This is a genomic window from Alcanivorax sp. IL3 (genome assembly GCF_047495465.1).
Lineage (GTDB): Bacteria > Pseudomonadota > Gammaproteobacteria > Pseudomonadales > Alcanivoracaceae > Alcanivorax > Alcanivorax jadensis.
Window position 1 is genome coordinate 835975 of record NZ_CP179931.1, and the last position, 21918, is coordinate 857892.

Here is a 21918-nt window from a genome sequence, read left to right on the forward strand (position 1 = left end):
AGAATGTGGTCGCTGACCGCAACACGCACCTTGCTGCCCGCAAGGCGTGCAGCAAGGTGCGTGTTGTATGAAACGTTGCTAGAGGTTTTCCTGTGCCCAGTTCACCGCTTGCAGGCGATTGGACGCATTGATTTTCTTGAAGATGTTATAGATATGCGTCTTGATGGTGTGCGGGCTCAGATTCAGGCTGGTGGCGATTTCCGAGTTCTTGGCGCCGGTGGCCATCACTTTCAGCACTTCCACTTCCCGGTCGGTGAGGTTCACCTCGCTGCGGGAGAAGGTCTTGTTGAAGGTGCGGCTTTTCATCAGATAAGCCTGCAACACGGCGCGGGGGAACCACAACTCGCCGTCGAAAATGGCCTTGATGCCTTTGCTCAGCAGTGCCTGGGGGCAGTCATGCTGGAAGCCGCCGTTGACCATGGGCAGGCCAGCCAGTCGGGACAGGGAGTCGTCGCTGTCCACATTGAACAGGGCGATCAGAACGTCGTTGTCCACTTCCTGATCTGCTTCCAGGAGATGGGCGATGACCTCATTCACATCCACACTGTGGTAATCCACCAGAAACAGGTTCTGGTCAAATTCCCGCAGGGTCTCCACTGAGATGGTCTCAACTGAGGGAATGCTCTTGGTAGCCACTTCTTCCTTGACGAGAAATTCGGTGAGCAGGGCGTTTTGCAGTTGCTGGCTGCCTACTACGTAAACTTGCTTAGTTTGTTGTGGGCTGTTCATCGATGCCGTCCATGATGTCTCAGGCGGAGCCTAAGAAAAAAAACTGATCAGCATGTGAATTTATCACCGCTTTGACCGGGGTTCAATTTACCATTGCCCGGTTTTACTGATTTCACGATTCCCGGGCCTCAAAGTGGGGCACTGTGTCCTGGTCCGGCCCCGTGGGGAATCTGATACACTGCCCGCCTTTTTGTAGCGGCCGTGACTTTCGGCCACCCGTTTTGGAGCAACAAGCGTTCATGTCGGCATCTTCCTCCCGTGTCCTACAGCGGACAGAGCTGAAAACCACCGGCTATCTGGCGACCATCTTTGCGCTGCGGATGTTCGGCCTGTTCATGATTCTGCCGATTTTCGCCGTCTACGGGCAATCGCTGGAAGGCGCGACACCGCTGCTGATCGGTACCGCCATCGGCGCCTACGGGCTGATGCAGGCCCTGCTGCAGATTCCATTTGGCATGCTTTCCGACCGTTTCGGCCGGCGACCGTTGTTGCTGATCGGCCTGCTGCTGTTTGTGGCGGGGGGTGTGGTGGCGGCCATGAGTGACCATATCCATGGTGTCATTGCCGGGCGTGCCCTGCAGGGCTCCGGCGCCATTGCCAGTGTGATCATGGCGCTGATCGGTGATGTGGTCAGTGAAAAGCATCGCACCCGGGCCATGGCGCTGATCGGCATGTCCGTGGGTGGTTCCTTTGTGCTGGCCCTGATTCTCGGCCCGTTACTGGCCAGCTGGCTGGGCCTGTCCGGCCTGTTCTGGATGACCTCGGTGATGGGCGTCTTTGCCTTGCTGGTGGCCCTGGTGGTACCGGCTCCCAGGGCATTGCAGGGGGAGGCCTTGCCCGTGGGCGTGCGCTTCCGTCGGGTGCTCGCCAATAAAACATTGCTGCGATTCGACCTGGGCATTTTTACCCTGCACCTGATCATGACCGCTTCTTTTGTGGTGGTGCCGGCCCTGCTCAGCGAACGGCTCGGGCTGGGGCTGCGCAGCCACAGCCTGATCTACCTGGGCGTGCTGGTGGCCGGGTTTGTGGCCATGGTGCCGCTGATTATCCGCGCCGAACGGCGTGGTGCGGTGCCGGTGAAGCGATTGGCTGTGGTATTGCTGGCGGTGTCACAGATCCTGTTGGCCCTGGCCGGTGCCGAGCTGTGGCACTTTGTGCTGGCGCTGCTGGTGTTTTTTGCGGCGTTCAACCTGCTTGAAGCCCTGCTGCCTTCGCTGGTGGGCCGGGCGGCGCCGGCGGGGACTCGGGGCACGGCCATGGGGGTATACTCCACCAGCCAGTTCCTGGGTGTCTTTGTCGGCGGGCAGCTGGGTGGGGCGTTGTACCAGTGGGTGGGCGCCGAGGCGGTGTTCTACGGTTGTGCGGTGCTGGCGGCGATTTGGCTGGTGGTGCTGACGGGGCTGCGGGAGCTGCCGAAACTCGATAACCGGGTGCTGATGCTGGCCCCGGGCCAAGACTGGCAGAAACTGGCCCGTGAGCTGCAGACGGTGCCCGGTGTGGTGGAAACCGTCATCGTCGAGGAGCAGGCCCTGGCTCTGCTCAAGGTCGATGCCGGGGAACTGGATGAGGCCCGGCTTGCGGGACTCGCCGGAGCCGGGCAAAGCTGACACAATGTTTGGCTTGATCTGACATGCATTTGAGAAACCGGTGATTTACCTGACAGGGCATTGCCGGCTACAACAGTACTGACCTAGAGAGTCACGGAGAGAAACATGGCGCGCGGCGTTAACAAGGTAATTCTGATTGGTAACCTGGGGGCAGACCCGGAAACCCGTTTCATGCCCAGCGGTGGCGCGGTCACCAATGTTCGTCTGGCTACCAGTGAAACCTGGAAGGACAAGCAGAGCGGGCAGATGCAGGAACGCACTGAATGGCACCGGGTGGTATTTTTCAACAAGCTGGGTGAAATTGCCGGTGAGTACCTGAAGAAGGGCTCCAAGGTCTATATCGAAGGCTCCATTCGTACCCGCAAGTGGCAGGGGCAGGATGGTCAGGATCGCTACACTACCGAAATCGTGGCCAACGAAATGCAGATGCTGGATGGCCGTGGTGACGGCGGCGGTGGCCAGGGTGGCGGCTATGCGCCTCAGGGTAACCAGGGTGGTTACCAGAACCAGAACGAGAATTACGGTGGCGGCAGTGCCGCGCCGCAGCAGAATCAGAACCAGAACCCCGGTCAGAATCAAAATCAGGGCGGCTTCAGTGGCCCGGCAGATGATTTTGACGACGATATCCCGTTCTGAGAACCGCCATGCCTCGTACTTTGACGCTGGCACTGGTCTTTATTGCCAGTCTGCTGGTCTTTTTGATTGTCAGCATGCCCGCTGCCGTGGTGGTGGAGCGAGTGCCCGCCGTGCGGCTGGGCGGCGCTGCGCTCACTCTGTCCGAACCTCGTGGCCGTTGGTGGCAGGGGCAGGCACGCTGGCGCTGGAAGCAACTGCAGGGCTCGCTGGACTGGACCCTGGACTGGCATGGCCTGGTGCCTGGCGCGCAACTGGCCTTGCGCAGTGATCAGGGCCAGCAGGCAAACCTGTCTGGCTGGGTCGGCGCAGACTGGGGTGACTGGCAGGTTGAGCAGGCGCGCTTGTCCCTGCCGGTGGCGTTGGTGGCGGAACATGTCCCCCAGGGCGGTGCCGATGGCCGCGTCGATGCGGTGCTGATGGCGCTGCAAATTGCCGATGATACTATCCAGCAACTACAGGGCACCCTGGATTACAGTGGTGGCCGGGTGACCTGGGGGAACAATGGCTCAGCCTTGGTGCCGGAATTACAAGGCCGTTTGAGCATGGAAGGTCCGGTGCCCACACTGCGGCTGGCTGATCCTGAGGGGGAGCGCCTGCTTCAGGCGCGAATCAGCGACGGTCGTTTCCATCTGGAAGTCATGCGCGCCTGGCCTTTGTTGCTGGGCGTCAGCCAGGGTGGCAGCCCGGATGATGTGGTATTCCAGATGTCCCAGCCATTCTCGCTGACGCGGGGGTAGCGACAGTCGGTACAGGTTTGCCTGGCTGGCTGGGCCGAGAACATGAAATAACTGTTCCGGTAACACTATATTGCAATAATTTGCCTTAAAATCCGGTATCTTCAGTCCGGCAATAACGATAAAGGAAGAGCGGACAGTTATGTCGCAGTGGGCAGCGTGGGGTCAGTATCAGCAGTGGAGCAAGCCGGTGCGCTGGTTAGTTGCCGTTTTGCTGGTGATTGCTTTGGCCTTTGTGCTGGCCCAGACCTTCTGGCTGTTGTGGTACGGACCCAACGAGCCGATCCCCTCCAACAGCAAGACCCGCCTGCAGGTCGCTTCCGCCGGGCAGACTGTGAGCCTGAGCCAATCCCAGGTGGACAGCTGGCAATTGTTCGGAAGCTTCGAGCAGGTAGCCCCCCAGTCTGACAAGCCCACTGACGCTCCGGAAACCCGCCTGCGTCTGGAACTACTTGGCGTGTTCCAGACCGCTGATACCGAAAAAGCGTCCGCCATCATTGCCGAAAAGGGCAAGGAAGGTGAGTTGTACCGTATCGGCGACAGTATCCCCGGTAATGCCAGCCTGGAAGAGGTGTACCCGGACCGGGTGATCCTGCGCCGGGCTGGACGCCTGGAAACCCTGCGCTGGTCGGACAGCTCCCTGGGCGGGGTCAGTCAGGTGTCCCGGCAGCCAGCGGTGGAACGTGAGCCCCAGCAATCGCAGATTGCGGAAGGTAGCGAGGAAGACATGCAGCGTCAACGCAAGGCCATTATTGGTCAGTTGGGGTTGCAGCCGGTGGCTCAGGGGGATAACCAGGGCTATCAGTTGGGCAAGCGGGCCCCCAAGCAGTTGATCAGTCAGGTCGGCTTGCAAAGCAGTGATGTCATCCTCTCGGTCAACGGCCATTCGCTGGGGACGGAGGAAGGTGATATGGCTGCGTTGCGCTCATTCCAGGAAACCCGGCAGGCCAGTATTGTGGTACAGCGGGGTAATCAGCAATTCACCGTGAATTATCCGCCATAGTGAGTGGTTTTATGATGTCCTTTTTCAAAGCCTCGGCACGTCGAACACTGATTGTGGTGCTGTTGTCGGTAATGGCTTTTTCCGCCCATGCCCAGGTTGCGGCCAGTGAAGACGGCAAGAGCTGGACGGTGAATATCCGCAATGCGGATATCCAGGCGTTTATTAGCCAGATTGCCGACATGACCGGCAAGAACTTCGTGGTCGACCCCCGCGTTCGTGCCCGGGACGTTACCGTCGTGTCCACCAAGGCGCTGTCTGCCGCAGAGGTCTACGAGCTGTTCCTTTCCGTGTTACAGGTGCATGGCTACGCGGCGGTGCCGTCCGGTGACATTATCAAGATCGTTCCCAACACCACCGCCAAGCAAAGCAACCTGCCACTGGTAGGCAAGAATGAATCTGGAGGCGAAGCGTTGGTGACCCGGGTGATTCCGGTGGAAAACTCGCCAGTGGAAGAGCTGGTACCGGTACTGCGTCCGCTGGTGCCCCAGTACGGCCACCTGGCCGCCGTGGGCTCGGCCAATGCCCTGATCATCAGTGATCACATGGACAATATTCGCCGTATGGAAGCGATCATTGCCAGTCTGGACAATGCCGAGTCTGAGGACGTGCAGGTGATCAAGCTGGAGCATGCCTTTGCCGGCGACATGGTGAAAATGCTGGAAAGCCTGACGCCGCAGACCGGCGGCCGTCGCGGCAAGACCAAGGACGGGGGTGTGACGGTGGTAGCGGATGAACGCACCAACCGGCTGATCATCAAGGGTGACCGGATTACCCGCCAGCGCATGGCACAGATGATTGGCAACCTGGACACCCCTGCCAGTGCCACAGGCGGCGTGCAGGTGGTGCGCCTCAGTCATGGTGACGCGGAAGCGCTGGCCGAGCTGCTGAAGAATTTTGCCGAGGGCGCCTCGGCGGCCAAGCCGGGTGCAGATGGCAAGACCGCAGCGGCATCCATTACCGGTGACAAGGTTTCCATCCAGGCCGACAAGTCTCTCAACGCCTTGGTGATCCGCGCAGAGCCGGCGATGATGAAGGAAATTATGTCGGTGATCAGCCAGCTGGATGTGCGCCGGGCGCAGATTCTTATCGAGGCTGCCATCGTGGAAGTGTCCGGTGATACCGGCAAGGCACTGGGCTTTCAGTATGTGGGCGGCAGTGACGAAAGCGGCGTCGGCGCCATCAACTTCGGTAACGCGGGGCTTACCATTAACTCCATCGTTCAGGCCTTGGCTACCGATGATCCGTCAGGCCTGGCCCTGGGCGACGGCATTACCATGGGTTTCGGGGAGCAGGACTCCAACGGGGATCTGAAGTGGGGGGCGCTGATCCAGGCACTGTCCACGTCCACCGACGTAAATCTGCTTTCCACCCCCAGCATTCTTACTCTGGATAACCAGGAAGCCTCCATCGTGGTGGGGGAGAACGTGCCCTTCATTACCGGCACCAGTACCAGTACCGGCTCCGGCGTGTCCAATCCGTTCCAGACCATTCAGCGTGAAGATGTGGGCCTGAGTCTTAAGGTGACTCCCCATGTGGCAGGGCTCTCCACCATCCGCCTGGAATTGGAGCAGGAAAATTCCCAGGTGAAGGATTCTGTCGGTGAAGCCGCGGACATCGTTACCACCACTCGCAAGCTGGAAAGTACGGTGCTGGCGGACGATGGCGAGACCATTGCCCTGGGCGGCCTGATTCGCGACAACATCACCAAGACGGTACGTAAAGTGCCGATCCTGGGTGACATCCCGCTGCTGGGTATCCTGTTCCGCTCGACCAGTAACTCGCGAGAGAAGAGTAACCTGATGGTCTTTCTGCGGCCCACTATCCTGCCGGATAACGAACGGCTGCTGAGCATGACCCGGCAGAAATATATGGGTATTACTGCCTTGCAGTTCGAGCTGAATCGAAAGGGGGAGCTGGAGCAGGTAGTGCGCAACCCGCTGCCGGTGAGTCTTGAGAAAGTATTCCAGGGCCGCAGTAGCGCATCAGTGGAATACCGTGATGCCTATGAAGCCGAGCAAAACGATTCCCCGAAGAACGTTGAGGTTGAGGATGCTGACAGCGAGGAGGAATAATTCCCTCACCGCTAACAAGTCATAAAAAAACGCGCCTGTCATGGCGCGTTTTTTTTATGACTGTTTATCGACAGCCAGTCGTTTGCGCGGCGCCATGTTTCGGGGGGCTGCCTAGTCGTCTTGCAGGTTGCGTAAGTTAGCCAGCACCCGCCGGCTGCGCTCCAGCTTCTTGTTCAGCTCTTCATTGTCCGGGTAGAGGGGGGCTACCTGCTTCCAGATCCGATAGGCTTCGCGGTATTGGCCGCGGGCGTACAGGGCCTCGCCAGTATTCATCTCTTCGCTAAAACGGCGTCGCGCCCATTGCTCCAGGCGCTCTCGATGGTCAACCAGAACCGGATTGTTCTGATGCTGTTTGAGGAAGTGGCGGGCGGCCAGCAAGGATTCCAGCTGACCATTTCGCTGGTAACGAGCCATCAGTTGTTCCGCTTCTGTGAGCAGGCCGCGATTGTGCCGGGCCCGGGCCCGCTGGCTGGCGTCATTGAGAATCTGTTGTGCTTTGGCCAGTTGCGCAGACGGAGGCTGATCCGGTGCCAGTCGGTGAGCTGCACTCAGCAGGTCGCGCGCTAGCAGCCATTGCTGACGCTGGGCAAAGTACTCCCCCAGCCGGGTCAGATCCTCAACCACCACAAAGCGCTCGTTCGCCAGTTGTTGTCGTTCCTGTTTGGCGCGGGGCAGGTGAAAGCCGCTTAATTTGTCTGTCAGGCCGGTACTTTCCTGTAGGGCCAGAGCCTGGGCCCGGCGCCGTTCAGCCAGTAGTTGGTTGAACTGATATTCTTCCAGGCTGGTCAGGGCAGTAAGCAGTTCGTCCAGGGCAGAGGGGTCCACTACCTTGTCGCGATGGGCCTCAATAAGGGTATGGGCCTGTTGCCAGCGCTGTTTACGGCTCATCGCCTCGGCTTCAAGAATCAGGCGCTGACGGTACTGGTCGCTGGCCAGAATGATGCCCGGGTACTGCTCTTGCAGCAGGGCATACTGGTCGTGATCCGGGTGTGTATCTTCAATGATGGCCGCTGCGCTGGCGTAATTATCTTCCGCCAGGGCCTCGCTGACCCGCCGTTCCGGGTCGCCGAGGGTGGCGCAGCCGCCGAGCAGGGCTGCCATTACCAGGCCGGCCTTACGCACGTTGCGACTCCGTATTCAGTTTTGCCAGGAACTGGGCGATGCGCTGTTCCATCAGGGTTTCTGACAGGGCGTGCACGCCATCAATGCGGAACGTGCCCACCGGTTCGGCCTTGCCGCGGATGCGCATGGCGCCGTATTCGGTGGCGCGTACCCGTGACGCGATGTTGGGGTTGGCCAGCAGTGGCGAGGCAGCAATGATCTCATTGCCGCCGGCCATGTTGGACAGGCGCGAGGCCAGGTTGACGGTATCTCCGACCACGGTGTACTGCATGCGCTCACGGGAGCCCAGGTTGCCGGCCAGCATGGCTCCGGAATTGATACCGATACGGAATTCCACCGTGGTATGGCCCTGGGCGCGACGCTGCTCGTTCAGTCGTTCTACCATTCGCTGGATCATGACCGCGCAGCACAGCCCATGGAACAGGTGCTCGTCATCCTTCTCGGGCACTCCGAAGACAATCATGGCGCAGTCGCCCATGTACTTGTCGATGGTGCCACGGTAGAAGGTGGTGGCGGTGGTGATGGCATCGAAATAGACATTGAGTATGTCGGCAATGGCATCCGGGGGCAGGGTCTCTGACAGCCGGGTGAAGCCGACAATATCGGCAAACACCACGGTGGCATGGACATCGCGGCCACCCAGCTGCACCTGGTCCAGGTCTGCCATCATGTTGTGTGCCACAGACGGGCTGACAAAACGCTTCAGTACCTGCTCCACCTGATCTTTTTCCAGCATGCCGTGGGCCATGGTGTTGTAGGCCTCGATGAGGCCGCCGATTTCGTCATTGCGGCGATCCTGGATCCGGTAATTCAGATCGCCACGACGCATGGCGCTGGTGGCCGCCAGTAGATCGTGAATAGGACGGGCCAGCCGCCGGCTGATCAGGAAAGAGGCGATGATGGCGATCACGCTCATGATCAGCGTGGCATTAATCATGGTGCCCTGTACTGACTCCCGGGCGGCCATGATCGGACGGTCGGACAGGGAAATGGCGGTGTAACCGGCGACGGTGTCGCTCACATCCACGGCAGCGTAGTAAGTGGTGATGGGTTCACCCTGCAGCTCCCAGTGCTTGATCTGTTCCTGAAGCGGGTTGGCGGCCAGAGGTAATATGCCGGCCTTGTCGACCAGGTTGCCACTGCGGTCGAATAAGGCAGCGCCGTGCACGCTGTCGCTGCGGGTCAGGTTATTGAGCTGGACCTTGAGCAGGAAGGTGTCATCGGCCAGCAGGGGTTCGCGCACGGTATTGGCCAGTTGCAGGGCAATGGCTTCACCGAAGGTGTCTGCCTGATCGCGCATGCGGTCCAGTTGATTGTTGAGCAGCAGGGAACCGAGAATGGTCATGCCGCACAGAATCAGCAGGGAAATAGACAAGCCCAGCTTCCAGGCCACCGGGAAGTATTCCGGCACATAGGGAGCCAGCCACTCGCCAATGCGGCTGGGCTTCGTGGGGCGGGCTTGTCCTTGCGGCTCGGTCACGATGCTTCCCTGTTTGAGTCGTAACGGTCACTTTGCGCGCTTGTCAGCGGCGGGTCATGCTGTCAGATTCACAGGTCAATCCGGGCAATCTTGGTGGGCCCGGAGTGGCGCTGCCTCGGCTAGGACCGCCGATACGGCGCAGAGTTCTTGTTGGTTTTACACCTGCGCCGACATCACAACAATGAGCAGACGAATATGCTAACAATAGCACTTTCGTCGTGTCGGGTAAGTAGTTGTCTACGGAGACCGGCTGAATCGGAATCGGGAAGAGTGAGTATGGCATTTATGCGTGAGCGGCAGCTGGCTGCCAATGGTCTGGATTTTTTCGTGGCGGAGGCCGGGGAACCGGGAAACCCTCTGGTGTTGTGTCTGCATGGCTTTCCGGAATGTTGGGCCTCCTGGCGCTACCAGTTGCCGGTACTGGCCCAGTCCGGTTACCACGCGGTGGCGCCGGATCTGCGCGGTTATGGTTATACCGGTGGCCCGGCGGAGGTGGATGCCTACCGGCAAAGCGTGCTGGCGGAGGACGTGGTCGCCCTGATCAGGGCGCTCGGCCATGAGTCGGCCATCCTGATTGGCCACGACTGGGGGTGTGCGCTGACCTGGCAGGTGGCGCGCCGCTATCCAGAAATGATTCGTGCGGTGGTGGGCATGTCGGTCCCCTATGGCGGGCCGGCCCCGGAGGCCCCCACCGTGTCCATGCAGCGGCTGTTCGAGGACCGCTTCTTCTACATGCTCTACTTCCAGCAGCCGCAATTGCCGGAGCAGGAGCTGGAAGCAGATGTACCCATCAGTCTGCGCAAGATCTTCCACAGCCTGTCAGCGGATGGTATCGCTGATTTCCGGGCACACCCGGATGACACTGGTTTCCTGCAATCCATGTCTACCCCTGCCGAGCAGCCGCGCTGGATGCGTGAAGAGGATCTGGCCTATTACGTGGAACGTTTCCAGCACAGCGGCTTTACCGGGCCGATCAATTGGTATCGGGCCATGGATGCGTCCTGGGAAGAAAGCCGTGACGACGATAACTGGCAGCTTCCCATGCCCACGCTGTTTATCGGTGGCATGCAGGACCCGGTGATCGTGTTTGGTCAAAAAGCCCTGCAGCGGATGCCCGACTATATTCCGGATCTGCGCACGGTGATGCTGGACCAGTGTGGGCACTGGATCCAGATGGAGCAGGCCGCCGAGGTTAACCGTGAAATGATCGCATTCCTGGAGGAAGTGGATGGCAAAGGCTGAGCAACCCAGCAATTTTCACCGGGTGGCCGAATTTCATCGCGCTTTTTCCCTGCCGGTGGAACCGCAGCCGGTGGTGCCGGACGATGCCACCATCCGTTTGCGTCTGGCCCTGCTGCTAGAAGAGTTTCATGAACTGGCCGAAGCTACCTGCCAGCAGCCCGATGCGGATCAACAGACCTTTCTGGATACTCTGGCGACGGCCAGGGAACAACTGGCTTCGCTCAAGTCATTTCGCGTGGATATGGTAGAGGTGGCCGATGCGCTGACCGATATCAATTATGTGACCTATGGTGCCGGGCATACCTTTGGCATAGACCTGAATGCCACCTGCGAGGAAGTGCATCGCAGCAATATGAGCAAGCTGGGCGCTGACGGCAAACCGGTGAAGGATGCTCGTGGCAAGGTCCTCAAGGGGCCAGCCTACTCGCCGCCGGCGTTGGCTCCGGTGCTGGCCCGTCAGAGCGGTAATGACCCGAAATAATGAGTGAGGCTCGTTTTGCCCTGTGGGTTTGCGTTGCCAGCCACTTTCCGGCGAGTCGTTGGAGCGTTTTCAAAAGCGAACGGCTCAGACTAGATCTGCAGAGCCATCCCCGCAGGCAATCGGTCCGTCAGAATTTCAAACGCCCCGCCATGGGCGCTGTGCAGCATCCGTTCCGGTTGCCCGCGCCGGGACAGGCTAACGGTGACGCTGGCCAGTTTGCTGTTCAGACAGATCTTGTTGCCGCCGGGCGGGTTGTAATAGGTCAGGGCAGCTACCCTGTCTGCCACCGTGGTCATGTTGATGCTTAAGCGAGCATCGCCGTTACCGGTCTGCAGGGCCCACTGGAAAGGGCGGTAGTCCGCATTAGCGCGCAGGGCACGCGACAGGCTGTTGAACAGCAGGGTTTCCCCGTCCAGTCGCAGGGCCGCAATGGACAGTTGTGGGCTGTACAGCGGGCCTACCTTCACCTGGGCGGTGGCGCATTCGAGAAAGGCGTCCGGCGCATTGTCGAAGCCCACCACCTGGCCCCAGGCATAGCGGTCGGTATGCTGGCTTCCCCAGTTATGGTTTTCGCTCCCTGGCCATTGGTCCAGCACGATGGTTTCCCCATTCAGCGTCAGGGTGCCACTGAGGCGGATATGGGGACGGCTGACCAGGGATTTGGCCTTGGGCAGGGGGCGCAGGTAGAAGCTCTCAGGCAGAAACAGCAGTGGGGATTCCCCGTCATCGTAGTGCAGATCCCAGCTCAGTTGTTCGCTGTCCCGGCGCAGTTGCCCTTGCAGGGCACCTGGCTGCAGATGGTTATCGTCGGCGTCCACCTGCATCTGTGAGGTGCTGAAACGGCAGCTTTCCAGGGGGAACTCTTCCTTGAACGCGTGGGTGCATTGCCGGGCACCATCACTCCATACCGCCCACACTTCGCCGAGGGCAGGGCGCCGGTCCCGGGCGCGGAACAGGGTATAGCGAATCCAGATGGCCTGGGGTTTATGCGGGTGGTTGGCGCGCACAAACCAGGATTCGTAGTGGCCGCCTTTGGCGGGTGCCTGCAGGCCGTAGTAGGGAATCATGCGTGGCTCCTGGGTCTGGCCGATTAGCGGAGCGAGCTGACGCTATGATCTTGCTGGTAAGCCTGTTGTTCGTCCACCAGGCGCAGGGCGGTGAACGGGAAGGCCAGCATGCTTTCCCGGTAGGCCACTTCCGCCTGGCCGATGGCCTGCTGGTTCCGGTAGACCGTCATCGGGCAGGTGATCAGCGAGGCGAGCAGGCCGTTGCGACCATATTGCTTCTTGCCTTCCACGCGAAGCATGCCCTGCTCCGGGTGGTTGAAGGTGAGCCAGTAATGGGGGCCGTTCAGATGAATGGTCAGTTCCCCTTCGCAGGCGAAGTCCTCGCCGTCCAGGTTGACAGTGCCGCGAAAGTAACGCGGGGCGCTGACGCTGAAGATGCGGGTGGTAAAGGCGCGAATCTGGAAGGCGAAGGGTTGTTGGTGGCCCTGACTGTCCAGTTGCAGCCAGCCGCTCATGCGTTCCTTGAGTAACAGGCCCAAAGTCATGCGCATTCTCCTTGTGGTGGTGTGTGGGTGGAATCCATATCGTCGAGCAGTTCCCGGGCAAGGATGTCGGCGGCCCGGCTGGCCATGGCCATGATGGTGACCTGGGGGTTGGCGCCCAGGCTGGTGGGCACGCTGGCGCCATCCATCACATACAGGCCCGGGTTATCGAATACCTGGTGATTGCTGTCGCAGACGCCCTGTCGGGGAGAGGCGGCAATGCGGGCAGTGCCCAATGGGTGATAGGCGCTGATCAGAAAATCCGTGGGTTTCAGGGGGGAGCGCAGAAAGCGCGTCAGCTCGGCGCGGTTGTGAATGCGCACGATGCGGTTAAGGCCGGGGATTAAAACCTGCTCGGCACCGGCATCCAGATACCAGCATGCCAGGGCATGGATGCCGCGTTTAAACAGCGTAAAGTCCTGCCGGTTCATATGATAGCGGATCAGCGGCAGGCCCCGATGGGGGCCCCGGCGCACCCGTCCTTCGCTGGTATCGCGGATCATGAAGCCGAAGTAGGCGGTGTGCGGATAGTCTTCGGTAAAGCGCACCCAGTCGCGCCCGAACAGGGGGTTGAGAAGGCTGTGCCCGGCCAGGGGGATAGTGCCGCCTTCGAACATCAGGCCCTGTTCTTCCCAGTCCGATACGCCGTAGCCCTGGGGAATGCTGCGACCGTTGGCCAGATCCTGTTGCGGAAAAAGGGCATTGACCACCCCCGCCGGGTGCAGGGTCAGATGGCGACCCAGATGGCGATTGCGCACGCCTTGCTGTTGCAGGAACAGGGGGGTGAACAGGCTGCCCATGGCAACAATGGTGCGCTGGCTGGTGAGTCGCAGGGTTACCGGGTGCCCGGCGGCATTGGTGCCGCGGGCGGTGACGCCGGTAATGCGGCTGCCTTGGCGATGCAGTCGTTCGGCCCGGAAACCACTGAACAGGAAGGCGCCCCGTTCCAGAGCCCGGGGAATGTAGCTCACGTTGGTGGATTGCTTGGCATCCGTGGGGCAGCCGAACTGGCACAGCCCCTGCCCGTCACAGCCCTGGGCATTGCGCATCAGTGGCTGGCGTTGCAAAAAACCGTTGGCGGCGGCGCCCTGGTCGATGATGTCGCCAATAGGGCCGACGGTCTCTGCCGTTGCCTGTTGCACACAGAGCATGCGCTCCACGCCCTCGAACCAGGGTGCCAGGCTCTGTTCGGTGAAATCATGCAGCCCCTGCTCCCGCCAGCGGGCCAGCACCGATGGTGGGGTGCGCATGCAGGTGCCGGAATTGATGGTGGTGGTGCCGCCCACATTGCAGCCCACCGGTACCGGGATGATGGCGTTGCCGGTGGCCACGGTGGCGCCCCAGCTGCGGTAGAGCTTGGGGATCACCTCGGTGAGTTTGCCTGTGAAGTGGCTGCGGTCGTAATACTGGCCTTCCTCGATAATCACCACTGCCAGGCCGCGGCAGGCCAGCTCGTAGGCCGCTGCGGCGCCACCGGCGCCGCTGCCCAGAATCACCACATCCGCTTCCAGGGTCAGGTCCTCCTCGCAGTCCCGGGCGGCGGTGATCTGCTGTTGCCAGCGAAAGGTTTCGGTCTGGGCGGGCAGTTGCACTGGTTCCCGGCAGCCGGTGGCTTGCTCTACCCGATCATCCAGTACATAGGCGGCCTTGAAGGGCAGGGCCAGCAGGCGCAGCAGTTTGCCGGACACCGTCGTAGCGGCCAGTTTGTCGAGAAAGCGGGCCTGGCGGGCCGCGCTGGCTCGATGGAAGGCCTGGCCTCGTACCAGTCGATGGCGGTTATTCAGCCACAGTAAACCGGCTTTCAGGCTGCGCTGCAGGGCCGGGTGGCCGGCCAGTTGCGCATCCATCTTGCCGAGCAGGGCATCGGTATCCGCTGCCGGTAGTGTTTCCCCTGCGGGAAAAAGCGCGCGGCACAGGGCGATGGCGGTGGGGTGATGGCGAAGCGTGAGTTGTCCCATGGCTTCAGTGTAGTCAGCTTGGGAATGCGTGCTTGTCTTCACTGACAGCTGCAGATTGTGGCTACGGGCAAAAACCTTGATGTCGATCAAGGCGAGGAAAGGGGCAAGGAGAGAGGATAGCAGCGGGATATGATCCCGCTGCGTATGCTTCCGGTTGTCTCCGGAAACTCTTTGGCCCCGGTCTCCGGGGCTTTTCTTTATTTACGGCACGCATTCATGCAACTGGTGAGGTGCGTGCTCTGCCTAGTGTCTCCTGCCTGTTACCAGTGGATTCCTTTGAAGAGGCGTGAAAAGGCTGCCTGTTCGCGGCGAATTTTCTTCGGTGAGCTTTCCTTGTCGCCCAGGGCCGCGGAGGAATCCGAGAACAGCTTGTAGCCGGTATTCATGATGGTCTCGGTGACCTTGGGCGTCAGGAAGTGCATCACCTGACCCATCACGCCAAGGTTGGTGGCGATGCGCTTGGGCTGGCGCACGATGGCATCGCAGATCATATCCGCTGCCTGGGCCGGGCTGATGGTAGGCACATGATTATAGATCTTGGTGGGCGCGATCATCGGGGTGCGTACCAACGGCATGTTGATGGTGGTAAAGCGAATGCCCTCATGGGCCAGTTCGCTGGAGGCGCAACGGGTGAATGCATCCAATGCCGCTTTCGACGCCACATAGGCGGAGAAACGCGGCGCATTGGTCAGTACGCCGATGCTGGAAATGTTGATCACGTGGCCGCCACCACGCTCAATCATGCCCGGCATCAGCTGCATGATCAGTCTCAGTGCACCGAAGTAATTGAGCTGCATGGTACGTTCGTAATCGTGGAAGCGTTCAAAGGAATGCACCACGGAACGACGGATGGAGCGACCGGCATTGTTGACCAGCACATCCACATGGCCATGGTCTGCAGTCACTTGCTGGATCAGATCATCCACGCTGCTCAGATCTGACACGTCGCAGCTGTAGGCCTGGGCCGTGCCGCCCAGCTGGTCGATTTCGTGCAGGGTCTCTTCCAGTTTTTCGGCAGTACGGGCAATCACCAGCACGGTGGCGCCGGCACGGGCCAGCTTCAGTGCGGTGGCCTTGCCGATGCCGGAGGTGGCGCCGGTAACCATCACTACCTTGCCTTCCACTCGCTCCGGCAGGGTGGGCAGGGGCTGCAATTCATCCTTGCGGTCGCCGCGATCCGGGTCCAGATGGTTTTCCCAGAAATCCCACAGCTGCTGGATATAGCCTTCCAGGTCCGGTACCTGGATGTTGCTGTCGGCCAGAGCCTCCCGGGCCCGACGGTTGTCGTACTCGGTGGGGAAGGTAAGAAACTGCAGCGCAGACGGGGGAATATCCAGGTTCTCCAGCACTGTGTTGACCACCAGCTTGGGGGTCATGGCGCTGACGCCCTTCTTGACGAAGCCGGGGACCACATTGAACAGGCTGTTATCCAGTTTCACTGGCCAGCGGGGGGCTTGAGCGGCACCGGCAATGATGTCCATCAGCTCGCCCAGGTTGTAACTGCGATCGGCGGTGAGATGGAAACACTGGCCATCGTGGTCAGGCTGGTGGGCAATGTGGTCCAGGGCGTCAGCGACGAAGTCCACTGGCACCACATTGAAGTGACCGCCTTCCACGCCGATTAATGGCATCCAGTTGGGCAGTACATCCTTGAGCTTCTGGATCAGTTTGAACATGTAGTAGGGGCCGTCGACCTTGTCCATTTCGCCGGTCTCGGAATGGCCGACCACCATGGAGGGACGGTAGATGCGCCACGGCAGTTTGCTCTCCTGACGCACCAGCGCTTCGGACTCGTGCTTGGTGAGCAGGTAGGGGTCGTTAAGGCCCGTTGCTTCTTCGAACATGTCCTCGGTAAAGGTGCCGTTATAAAGACCTGCGGCGGCAATGGAGGAGACATGATGGAAACAGCCAGCTTGCAGTTTTTCCGCCAACTTCAGCGTTTGTCGGGTGCCTTCGATGTTGGTGTAGCGCTGGGTGTTTTCGTCTGCGGTCAGGTCATAGATGGCGGCCAGATGAAAAAAGTGATCCACCTGACCGTTCAGGTCATCCTGATCCCGCTTGCTGACACCCAACAATTTTTCGTTGATATCACCCTGGATGGCCACCAGACGGTCGGCATCCACACCCAGGCGACGGCGCAGGGCGTCCAGCTTGTATTCCGAGCCGGAGCGAACCAGGGCAAATACCCGGCTGTCCTCACGCTTGAGCAGACGACCAACCAGAAAACGACCAATAAAGCCGGTGGCACCGGTGACGAAGTAGTTCATTGCTTTCCCCTTTTGCTTCCCTGCTGCCCGCTGTAAGCGGGCAGTCTGTGTTGTAGCGCTAGTTGATGATGCGCCGTGAGATCGGTAAGAGCCAAATTTCTTGCCTTACAACTGTAAGGCGAATTCTCTTTCAGCTAACACTTGTTTGTCAAAGATTATTATGTAACCAGCATGTAGTTGCGCGATGACTGGTATTCATGGGAATATTTAACTAACACTCGTTAGTGATAATGTTATGGCTGAAACCACGCGACAGCGCCAGAAACGACAAACCCGGGAGCGCATTCTGGAAGCCGCCCGTACCCTGATGGCTGGCGGCCGGGGCCTGGATAGCCTGGGCCTGCGGGAAGTGGCCCGGGAGTCCGGGCTTGCCGCCACCTCTCTCTACAATCATTTTCCGGACATGGATGCACTGGGGTTGGCACTGATCGACTCCTGCTGTTTCCGGTTGCGTTCGGCCATGGAATACGAGCGGCGCAGCATGATCGAAATCGGCCCGGCCCGGGCGGTGAAAGAGCTGGTCGGGCGCTTTGTGCGCTACCTGAACGACTATGAAAACGACTTCCGCCTGCTGGTGCAGCAGCGGCTGGGCAGCCATGACCGCTACCGGATGCGTATCCAGCGGGAACTGCAGTTACTGGTGGACGAGCTGGCCGAGGACGTGCGCCAGGCGGTGGCTGCCCAGGGACGTGAGCCTGTGCCGGCGGAGCAGGAGGCGGAAGCCGCCATTGCCATCATGTTCGGCGCGGGCATTTCCATGCTCGACAACACGGTAACCGCGCGCAGGGTGCTGGCGGACCATGCCTGCCTGCAGTTGGAAATGATGGCCCTGGGGGGGCGAATGATGGCTCAGGGCACCCGTCTTTAACCCTCCGGTGCTGCCTTACCGGCTCTTTGAGGAGTGTAAAAAACAGGCAAATGTGACGTGATTCGTGGGTTTTTGACAAAAAATGCATAAAACTACTCACTTACATTTGCTCTATTGCCACAGGAGGTGGCGATGTCATTTGATCCCAGGGATCCCTACGACGCGGCAGCCCTGTACGACATGTGGCTCAATTGCAGCCGCTGTCCGACCACCTTTGATTTCGAGCCCGGTGGTGACATTAATCTGGATTACTACCATCGTATTGGGCAGCAGGCGCGCCAGGACAAATGGGCGGTACTACCAGCGCGCAGCAAAGGGGGCGAGCTGGTGTTCAATGTGCTCTGCCCGGCTTGTGCGCTGCGTCTTGGTGTGGCTGGCTGCGATGGTCGCATGGAGCTTGCAGCTCCGGTGATTGACCAGATCTGTCAGGCCATGCGCGAGGCTTCCGGCGAGGCGGCCTGAGCGTTTCTGTCATCGTCGCCCTTTTCATGTCTGGTTAGACTGGCGGGTAATTCAGAGGAGTTACCCATGAACGCCGATTCCATGACCCTTTCCCATGCGCTTACCGAACGCCGTTCCGTGCGCGGTTTTCTCGACAAGCCGGTTTCGCATTCAGAGCTGGAGGCGATTTTTTCGCTGGCACAGCACGCCCCGTCAAACTGCAATATCCAGCCCTGGCAGGTATGGGTGGCCAGCGGTGAAACCCGCAACGTTTTACGCGAGCGTCTGGTGGACAAGGTCAGTCGGGGCATTCCCTTTGCGCCGGACTATGAGAGCCTGCCTCGTTTCCAGGGTCTATACCGGGAGCGGCAGGTGGATTGCGCCATGGCGCTCTACGGCAGCATGGGGATAGCCCGGGAAGACCGGGAAGGTCGTCGCCGCGCGGAGCTGCGTAACTTCGAACTGTTCGATGCCCCCCATGTGGCGTTTATCGGCATGGAGCGGGATTTCGGCGTTACCGTGGCACTGGACGTGGGCATGTACGTGCAGTCTCTGCTGCTGGCCATGACCGCTCATGGAGTGGGTGCCTGTGCCCAGGGCAGCATGCGCTACTATCCGGACGATGTGCGTGAACTGCTGGGAATTCCGGACAGCACTGCCATCGTGCTGGGCATCAGTTTCGGCTACGAAAACGTCGATGTGGCGGCCAATCGCACCCGAGTGGGGCGAGTGCCGCTGGGCGACTCGGTACGCTTCTGCGGCGGCACCTGAGCGGACAGCAGGGGCGGATTTGTGGTACAATGGTCGTTTTACCAGCGCAATGGACCCTCATGATCATCGTCAAAGGCTCTTTCCCCGTGAAACAGGACCAGCAACCAGAGGCGCTGGAGCTGGTGCAGGCGTTGGCGAAATCCTCCCGGGGTGAACACGGCTGTCTGGCTTACGAGGTATACCTGCAGGCGGATGAGCCGCGGGTGATCGTGGTCTGGCAGCAGTGGACCGATCTGGATGCGCTGGAAATCCATTTTGGTTCCGAGCATGTGGATGCCTTTCTGGATGCGATCCCGGACATGATTGATGGCGATGTAACGTCCGCCCGCTTTGATGTGAACAGCCTGGACGGCGAGCCTATCGTGGAAGAAGTGGCCGAGATCGCTCCGCTGGTGCTGGCGGGCAATATTACCCTGCACTGAGGCACCCCAGGTAAAACCTGCCGTATGCAGCATGCGTGCAGATGTCATTCCCGCCCCGGGTTTCCTGCGCTACCCTCTGAGTTCTGTTGCAGGAGCCTCCATGAAAACCCGTATTGATTCCGTCGAAGAGATTACCCGCAGTTTTGCCGGGCAGGGCTATATCTGTAGTGAACAGATTGCCCTGGCGATTTATCTTGCCGCGCAATTGCACAAGCCGGTGCTGGTGGAAGGCCCTCCCGGGGTAGGAAAAACTGAACTGGCCAAAGCCGCGGCGGCGTTTCTGGAAGCGCCGCTGATCCGTTTGCAGTGTTACGAAGGGCTGGACGAAAGCCGGGCCCTGTACGAATGGAAATACGGCAAGCAATTGCTCTACACCCAGTTGTTGCGGGACAAGCTGGGCGGCATGTTGGCCGACACTGACAGTCTGGAAGCCAGCATGGAGCGGCTTGGGGATCTGGGCGAAGCGTTCTACAGCGATACCTTTCTGGAGCCGCGCCCCCTGTTGCATGCCCTGCGCAGTGATGAGCCGGCGGTGCTGCTGATCGACGAAATCGACAAGGCGGACCAGGAGTTCGAAGCCTTCCTGCTGGAGCTACTGTCCGATTTCCAGATTTCCATCCCCGAACTGGGGACCGTGAAAGCCAAGCACCAGCCGCTGGTGCTGCTCACCAGTAACGACCAGCGGGAGCTGTCCGATGCGCTCAAGCGTCGTTGCTTGCATCTCTATATTCCCTACCCGGCGGCGGAACTGGAAGCGCAGATCGTGGCCACCCGGGTGCCGGATCTGGATGCTCGCCTGCGGGAACAGCTGGTGGCGTTTATCCAGCATCTGCGCGAACAGGACATGAAAAAACTGCCGGCCATTTCTGAAACCCTGGATTGGGCCCGGGCGCTGGTCCTGCTGCACGCGGACAGCCTGGAGCATGCCCAGGTGGCTGACACTCTCAATCTGGTGCTGAAGACCGAGCAGGATGTGACGTTGGCCCGGGAGTTGTTGCCGGCCTGGTTGCGCAAGCTCGGTAAGCGCTAGGGGGCAGGAACCGCTGATGCCAACTCGTCGCTTATCCGAATTTGTCCAGGCCCTGCGTGGGGCCGGATTGCGGATTTCTCCGGATGAAGCCAGCCAGGCCATGGATGCGGCGGCCCTGGTGGGCTATGCCCGGCGGCAACGCTTTCACGATGCGCTGGCCGTTACCCTGGTCAAGCAGCAACAGGACAGGCCAGCCTTTGAAGAAACCTTTGCCCGTTTCTTCGAGGCCGAGGACTCCCGTGTCGACCCGTCCGGGGACATGGAACCGGCTATGCCGGCACCCGCAGCTGACCCGGCTTCAGCACAGACCCCTGAGGAACAACAGGCAGAAGCCCTGCTGGCCAGCACCCCGGAGCAGTTGCAGCAACGGATGGCGGAAGCTGCTGCCGAGATGGATTTCACGCAGATGGAAGTGATTACCCAGCAGGGCCTTTATTCCCGCCGTTTGTTGATGAACATGGGCATGGGGGCCGTGGACGACCGGGTGTTGCAACTGGATCAGGGCAACCCGAGTCAGCAGGCCCGGGCGGAACAGTTGCGGCAGTGGCGAGCCCGGGTCCGTGAGCAGGCGGCTGGTCAGGTGCGGCGCCAGTTTCTGTTGCACGGTGCCGGCAAGGGCCGGGCCCTGCGTGAGCAGACCCTGCGGGCGGTGCCATTTCGTGATCTGCGCGAGTTTCGTGACGTCCAGGCCCTGGTGCGCAAGATGGCTCGGCGACTGGCCAGCCTGCATCAGCGACGCATGAAAACCAGCCGGAGGGGAATGCTGGATGCCCGTCGTACCATGGTGGCGAGCATCCGCCATGACGGGGTGCCGGCGAAGTTGTTTTGGCGCCGTCGGCCGCCCCGCAAGACGCGGGTGATGGTGATCTGTGATGTGTCCAGTTCGGTCAGCGATGCCGCTCGCTTTCTACTGCAGTTTCTCTACGCCATGAACGACGTATTGCCACGGGTGCGCAGCTTTGCCTTTGCCTCGCGCTTTGATGAAATCACCGATGATTTTTCCCGTTATTCCCCCGAGGTGGCAGTGGGGCAGGTGCTGGATCGTCTGTCGGGTAGCGGCACTGATTATGCGGAGATGTTCCGGGCCTTTCAGGCCCGTTGTGAAAGGGAGCTGGATGCTCACACCACGGTAATAATTCTTGGCGATGCCCGTAACAATTACCTGCCCGATGGGGCGGAAACGCTGCAGGCCATCCGCCGCCGGGTCAAACAGGTCTGGTGGCTGAACCCGGAATCCCGGGGGCGCTGGAACAGTGGTGATGCGGTGATGGATCGCTACTTGCCTCACTGCCGCCTGGCCCGGCAGTGTGCCACCCTCAATGACCTGGAGCGGGTGGTGGATAGTTTGCTGGGGGCGTTGGACTAAGCGTGTTTTTACCACAGAGGGCACAGAGTTCACTGAGCTAAACCCATTTACGCTGCTGGTGCGGTGGAGTAATTCGTATGTATTACTCATTGCAACCTACACCTGCATGCAGGTTTGTCTTTACTCAGAGAACTCTGTGC

20 protein-coding genes are annotated in these 21918 nt (G+C 60.1%); 13 read left to right on the forward strand and 7 right to left on the reverse strand.

From position 1 onward, the window contains the following. Nucleotides 1-78 precede the first annotated feature (78 nt). Complete coding sequence (locus tag ACMG4M_RS03960) at nt 79-729, reverse strand: response regulator transcription factor (protein ID WP_035249967.1); 651 nt, start codon at nt 727-729, stop codon at nt 79-81. Nucleotides 730-968: 239 nt separating this feature from the next. Here ACMG4M_RS03960 and ACMG4M_RS03965 point away from each other — a divergent pair, with 239 nt between their 5' ends. From ACMG4M_RS03965 to gspD, 5 genes are all read left to right on the forward strand, one after another. Next, nucleotides 969-2336 (forward strand): MFS transporter, encoded by a 1368-nt coding sequence (locus ACMG4M_RS03965; RefSeq protein WP_035249970.1) that lies wholly within the window; start codon nt 969-971, stop codon nt 2334-2336. A gap of 105 nt (nt 2337-2441) precedes the next feature. Further along, nucleotides 2442-2972 (forward strand): single-stranded DNA-binding protein, encoded by a 531-nt coding sequence (ssb, locus tag ACMG4M_RS03970; RefSeq protein ID WP_035249972.1) that lies wholly within the window; start codon nt 2442-2444, stop codon nt 2970-2972. An 8-nt stretch (nt 2973-2980) separates the two neighbouring features. Continuing rightward, nucleotides 2981-3709: a type II secretion system protein N gene (gene gspN / locus ACMG4M_RS03975; protein ID WP_272974726.1), complete on the forward strand. Its 729-nt coding sequence runs from the start codon at nt 2981-2983 to the stop codon at nt 3707-3709. Between the two features lie 139 nt (nt 3710-3848). After that, nucleotides 3849-4709 carry a type II secretion system protein GspC gene (gene gspC / locus ACMG4M_RS03980; RefSeq protein ID WP_035249975.1) on the forward strand — a complete coding sequence of 287 codons (861 nt, stop codon included), beginning with the start codon at nt 3849-3851 and terminating at the stop codon, nt 4707-4709. A gap of 11 nt (nt 4710-4720) precedes the next feature. Next, nucleotides 4721-6781, forward strand: a complete 2061-nt coding sequence (gspD, locus tag ACMG4M_RS03985; RefSeq protein WP_232222137.1) for a type II secretion system secretin GspD — start codon at nt 4721-4723, stop codon at nt 6779-6781. Between the two features lie 111 nt (nt 6782-6892). Here gspD and ACMG4M_RS03990 read toward each other — a convergent pair whose 3' ends face one another. Both ACMG4M_RS03990 and ACMG4M_RS03995 read right to left on the reverse strand, forming a co-directional pair. After that, complete coding sequence (locus tag ACMG4M_RS03990) at nt 6893-7903, reverse strand: hypothetical protein (RefSeq protein WP_272962182.1); 1011 nt, start codon at nt 7901-7903, stop codon at nt 6893-6895. Beyond that, a complete protein-coding gene (locus ACMG4M_RS03995) occupies nt 7896-9383 on the reverse strand; it encodes an adenylate/guanylate cyclase domain-containing protein (RefSeq protein WP_232222141.1) in 1488 nt (495 codons plus the stop codon). Before ACMG4M_RS03995 ends, ACMG4M_RS03990 begins: the two co-directional genes overlap by 8 nt. A 276-nt stretch (nt 9384-9659) precedes the next feature. On the opposite strand from ACMG4M_RS03995, the gene ACMG4M_RS04000 reads away from it, so the two are divergent. Together ACMG4M_RS04000 and ACMG4M_RS04005 are read left to right on the forward strand one after the other, a co-directional pair. Next, nucleotides 9660-10625, forward strand: coding sequence for an alpha/beta fold hydrolase (locus ACMG4M_RS04000; protein ID WP_272962183.1), 966 nt, complete (start codon nt 9660-9662; stop codon nt 10623-10625). Beyond that, a complete protein-coding gene (locus ACMG4M_RS04005; protein WP_272962184.1) occupies nt 10612-11106 on the forward strand; it encodes a nucleoside triphosphate pyrophosphohydrolase family protein in 495 nt (164 codons plus the stop codon). Before ACMG4M_RS04000 ends, ACMG4M_RS04005 begins: the two co-directional genes overlap by 14 nt. Before the next feature lie 89 nt (nt 11107-11195). Here ACMG4M_RS04005 and ACMG4M_RS04010 read toward each other — a convergent pair whose 3' ends face one another. The 4 genes from ACMG4M_RS04010 to ACMG4M_RS04025 all read right to left on the reverse strand — a co-directional run bounded on the left by ACMG4M_RS04010 (nt 11196) and on the right by ACMG4M_RS04025 (nt 16880). Then, nucleotides 11196-12173, reverse strand: a complete 978-nt coding sequence (locus ACMG4M_RS04010; protein ID WP_272974731.1) for a tocopherol cyclase family protein — start codon at nt 12171-12173, stop codon at nt 11196-11198. Nucleotides 12174-12196: 23 nt separating this feature from the next. Continuing rightward, on the reverse strand, nt 12197-12658 hold the full coding sequence (locus tag ACMG4M_RS04015; RefSeq protein WP_414430751.1) for a hypothetical protein: 462 nt from the start codon (nt 12656-12658) through the stop codon (nt 12197-12199). Then, nucleotides 12655-14655, reverse strand: coding sequence for a GMC family oxidoreductase (locus tag ACMG4M_RS04020; protein ID WP_232222142.1), 2001 nt, complete (start codon nt 14653-14655; stop codon nt 12655-12657). The genes ACMG4M_RS04015 and ACMG4M_RS04020 overlap by 4 nt, the downstream gene beginning before the upstream one ends. Nucleotides 14656-14873: 218 nt before the next feature. Next, nucleotides 14874-16880 carry an SDR family oxidoreductase gene (locus ACMG4M_RS04025; RefSeq protein WP_035249986.1) on the reverse strand — a complete coding sequence of 669 codons (2007 nt, stop codon included), beginning with the start codon at nt 16878-16880 and terminating at the stop codon, nt 14874-14876. Nucleotides 16881-17115: 235 nt separating this feature from the next. On the opposite strand from ACMG4M_RS04025, the gene ACMG4M_RS04030 reads away from it, so the two are divergent. The 6 genes from ACMG4M_RS04030 (at nt 17116) to ACMG4M_RS04055 (ending at nt 21778) form a co-directional block, all read left to right on the forward strand. Next, nucleotides 17116-17748: a TetR family transcriptional regulator gene (locus ACMG4M_RS04030; RefSeq protein WP_035249988.1), complete on the forward strand. Its 633-nt coding sequence runs from the start codon at nt 17116-17118 to the stop codon at nt 17746-17748. A gap of 132 nt (nt 17749-17880) precedes the next feature. Beyond that, nucleotides 17881-18210, forward strand: coding sequence for a hypothetical protein (locus tag ACMG4M_RS04035; RefSeq protein WP_414430752.1), 330 nt, complete (start codon nt 17881-17883; stop codon nt 18208-18210). A gap of 66 nt (nt 18211-18276) precedes the next feature. Further along, entirely contained in the window at nt 18277-18960 is a 684-nt protein-coding gene (locus ACMG4M_RS04040) for a nitroreductase (RefSeq protein WP_035249992.1), read from the forward strand. Nucleotides 18961-18989: 29 nt separating this feature from the next. After that, nucleotides 18990-19382 (forward strand): putative quinol monooxygenase, encoded by a 393-nt coding sequence (locus ACMG4M_RS04045; RefSeq protein WP_272980266.1) that lies wholly within the window; start codon nt 18990-18992, stop codon nt 19380-19382. A 100-nt stretch (nt 19383-19482) separates the two neighbouring features. Beyond that, nucleotides 19483-20412, forward strand: coding sequence for an AAA family ATPase (locus ACMG4M_RS04050; RefSeq protein ID WP_035249998.1), 930 nt, complete (start codon nt 19483-19485; stop codon nt 20410-20412). 16 nt (nt 20413-20428) lie between these two features. After that, the gene (locus ACMG4M_RS04055) at nt 20429-21778 is read left to right on the forward strand and encodes a vWA domain-containing protein (protein ID WP_335627475.1); all 1350 of its coding nucleotides are present in this window, start codon (nt 20429-20431) and stop codon (nt 21776-21778) included. Nucleotides 21779-21918 lie beyond the last annotated feature (140 nt).

Coding starts and splice junctions, on each gene's coding strand:
- ACMG4M_RS03960 (WP_035249967.1), bottom strand. CDS start 729: ATGAACAGCCCACAACAAACTAAGCAAGTTTACGTAGTAGGCAGCCAG.
- ACMG4M_RS03965 (WP_035249970.1), top strand. CDS start 969: ATGTCGGCATCTTCCTCCCGTGTCCTACAGCGGACAGAGCTGAAAACC.
- ssb (WP_035249972.1), top strand. CDS start 2,442: ATGGCGCGCGGCGTTAACAAGGTAATTCTGATTGGTAACCTGGGGGCA.
- gspN (WP_272974726.1), top strand. CDS start 2,981: ATGCCTCGTACTTTGACGCTGGCACTGGTCTTTATTGCCAGTCTGCTG.
- gspC (WP_035249975.1), top strand. CDS start 3,849: ATGTCGCAGTGGGCAGCGTGGGGTCAGTATCAGCAGTGGAGCAAGCCG.
- gspD (WP_232222137.1), top strand. CDS start 4,721: ATGATGTCCTTTTTCAAAGCCTCGGCACGTCGAACACTGATTGTGGTG.
- ACMG4M_RS04000 (WP_272962183.1), top strand. CDS start 9,660: ATGGCATTTATGCGTGAGCGGCAGCTGGCTGCCAATGGTCTGGATTTT.
- ACMG4M_RS04005 (WP_272962184.1), top strand. CDS start 10,612: ATGGCAAAGGCTGAGCAACCCAGCAATTTTCACCGGGTGGCCGAATTT.
- ACMG4M_RS04010 (WP_272974731.1), bottom strand. CDS start 12,173: ATGATTCCCTACTACGGCCTGCAGGCACCCGCCAAAGGCGGCCACTAC.
- ACMG4M_RS04015 (WP_414430751.1), bottom strand. CDS start 12,658: ATGACTTTGGGCCTGTTACTCAAGGAACGCATGAGCGGCTGGCTGCAA.
- ACMG4M_RS04025 (WP_035249986.1), bottom strand. CDS start 16,880: ATGAACTACTTCGTCACCGGTGCCACCGGCTTTATTGGTCGTTTTCTG.
- ACMG4M_RS04030 (WP_035249988.1), top strand. CDS start 17,116: ATGGCTGAAACCACGCGACAGCGCCAGAAACGACAAACCCGGGAGCGC.
- ACMG4M_RS04035 (WP_414430752.1), top strand. CDS start 17,881: ATGTCATTTGATCCCAGGGATCCCTACGACGCGGCAGCCCTGTACGAC.
- ACMG4M_RS04040 (WP_035249992.1), top strand. CDS start 18,277: ATGAACGCCGATTCCATGACCCTTTCCCATGCGCTTACCGAACGCCGT.
- ACMG4M_RS04045 (WP_272980266.1), top strand. CDS start 18,990: ATGGTCGTTTTACCAGCGCAATGGACCCTCATGATCATCGTCAAAGGC.
- ACMG4M_RS04050 (WP_035249998.1), top strand. CDS start 19,483: ATGAAAACCCGTATTGATTCCGTCGAAGAGATTACCCGCAGTTTTGCC.
- ACMG4M_RS04055 (WP_335627475.1), top strand. CDS start 20,429: ATGCCAACTCGTCGCTTATCCGAATTTGTCCAGGCCCTGCGTGGGGCC.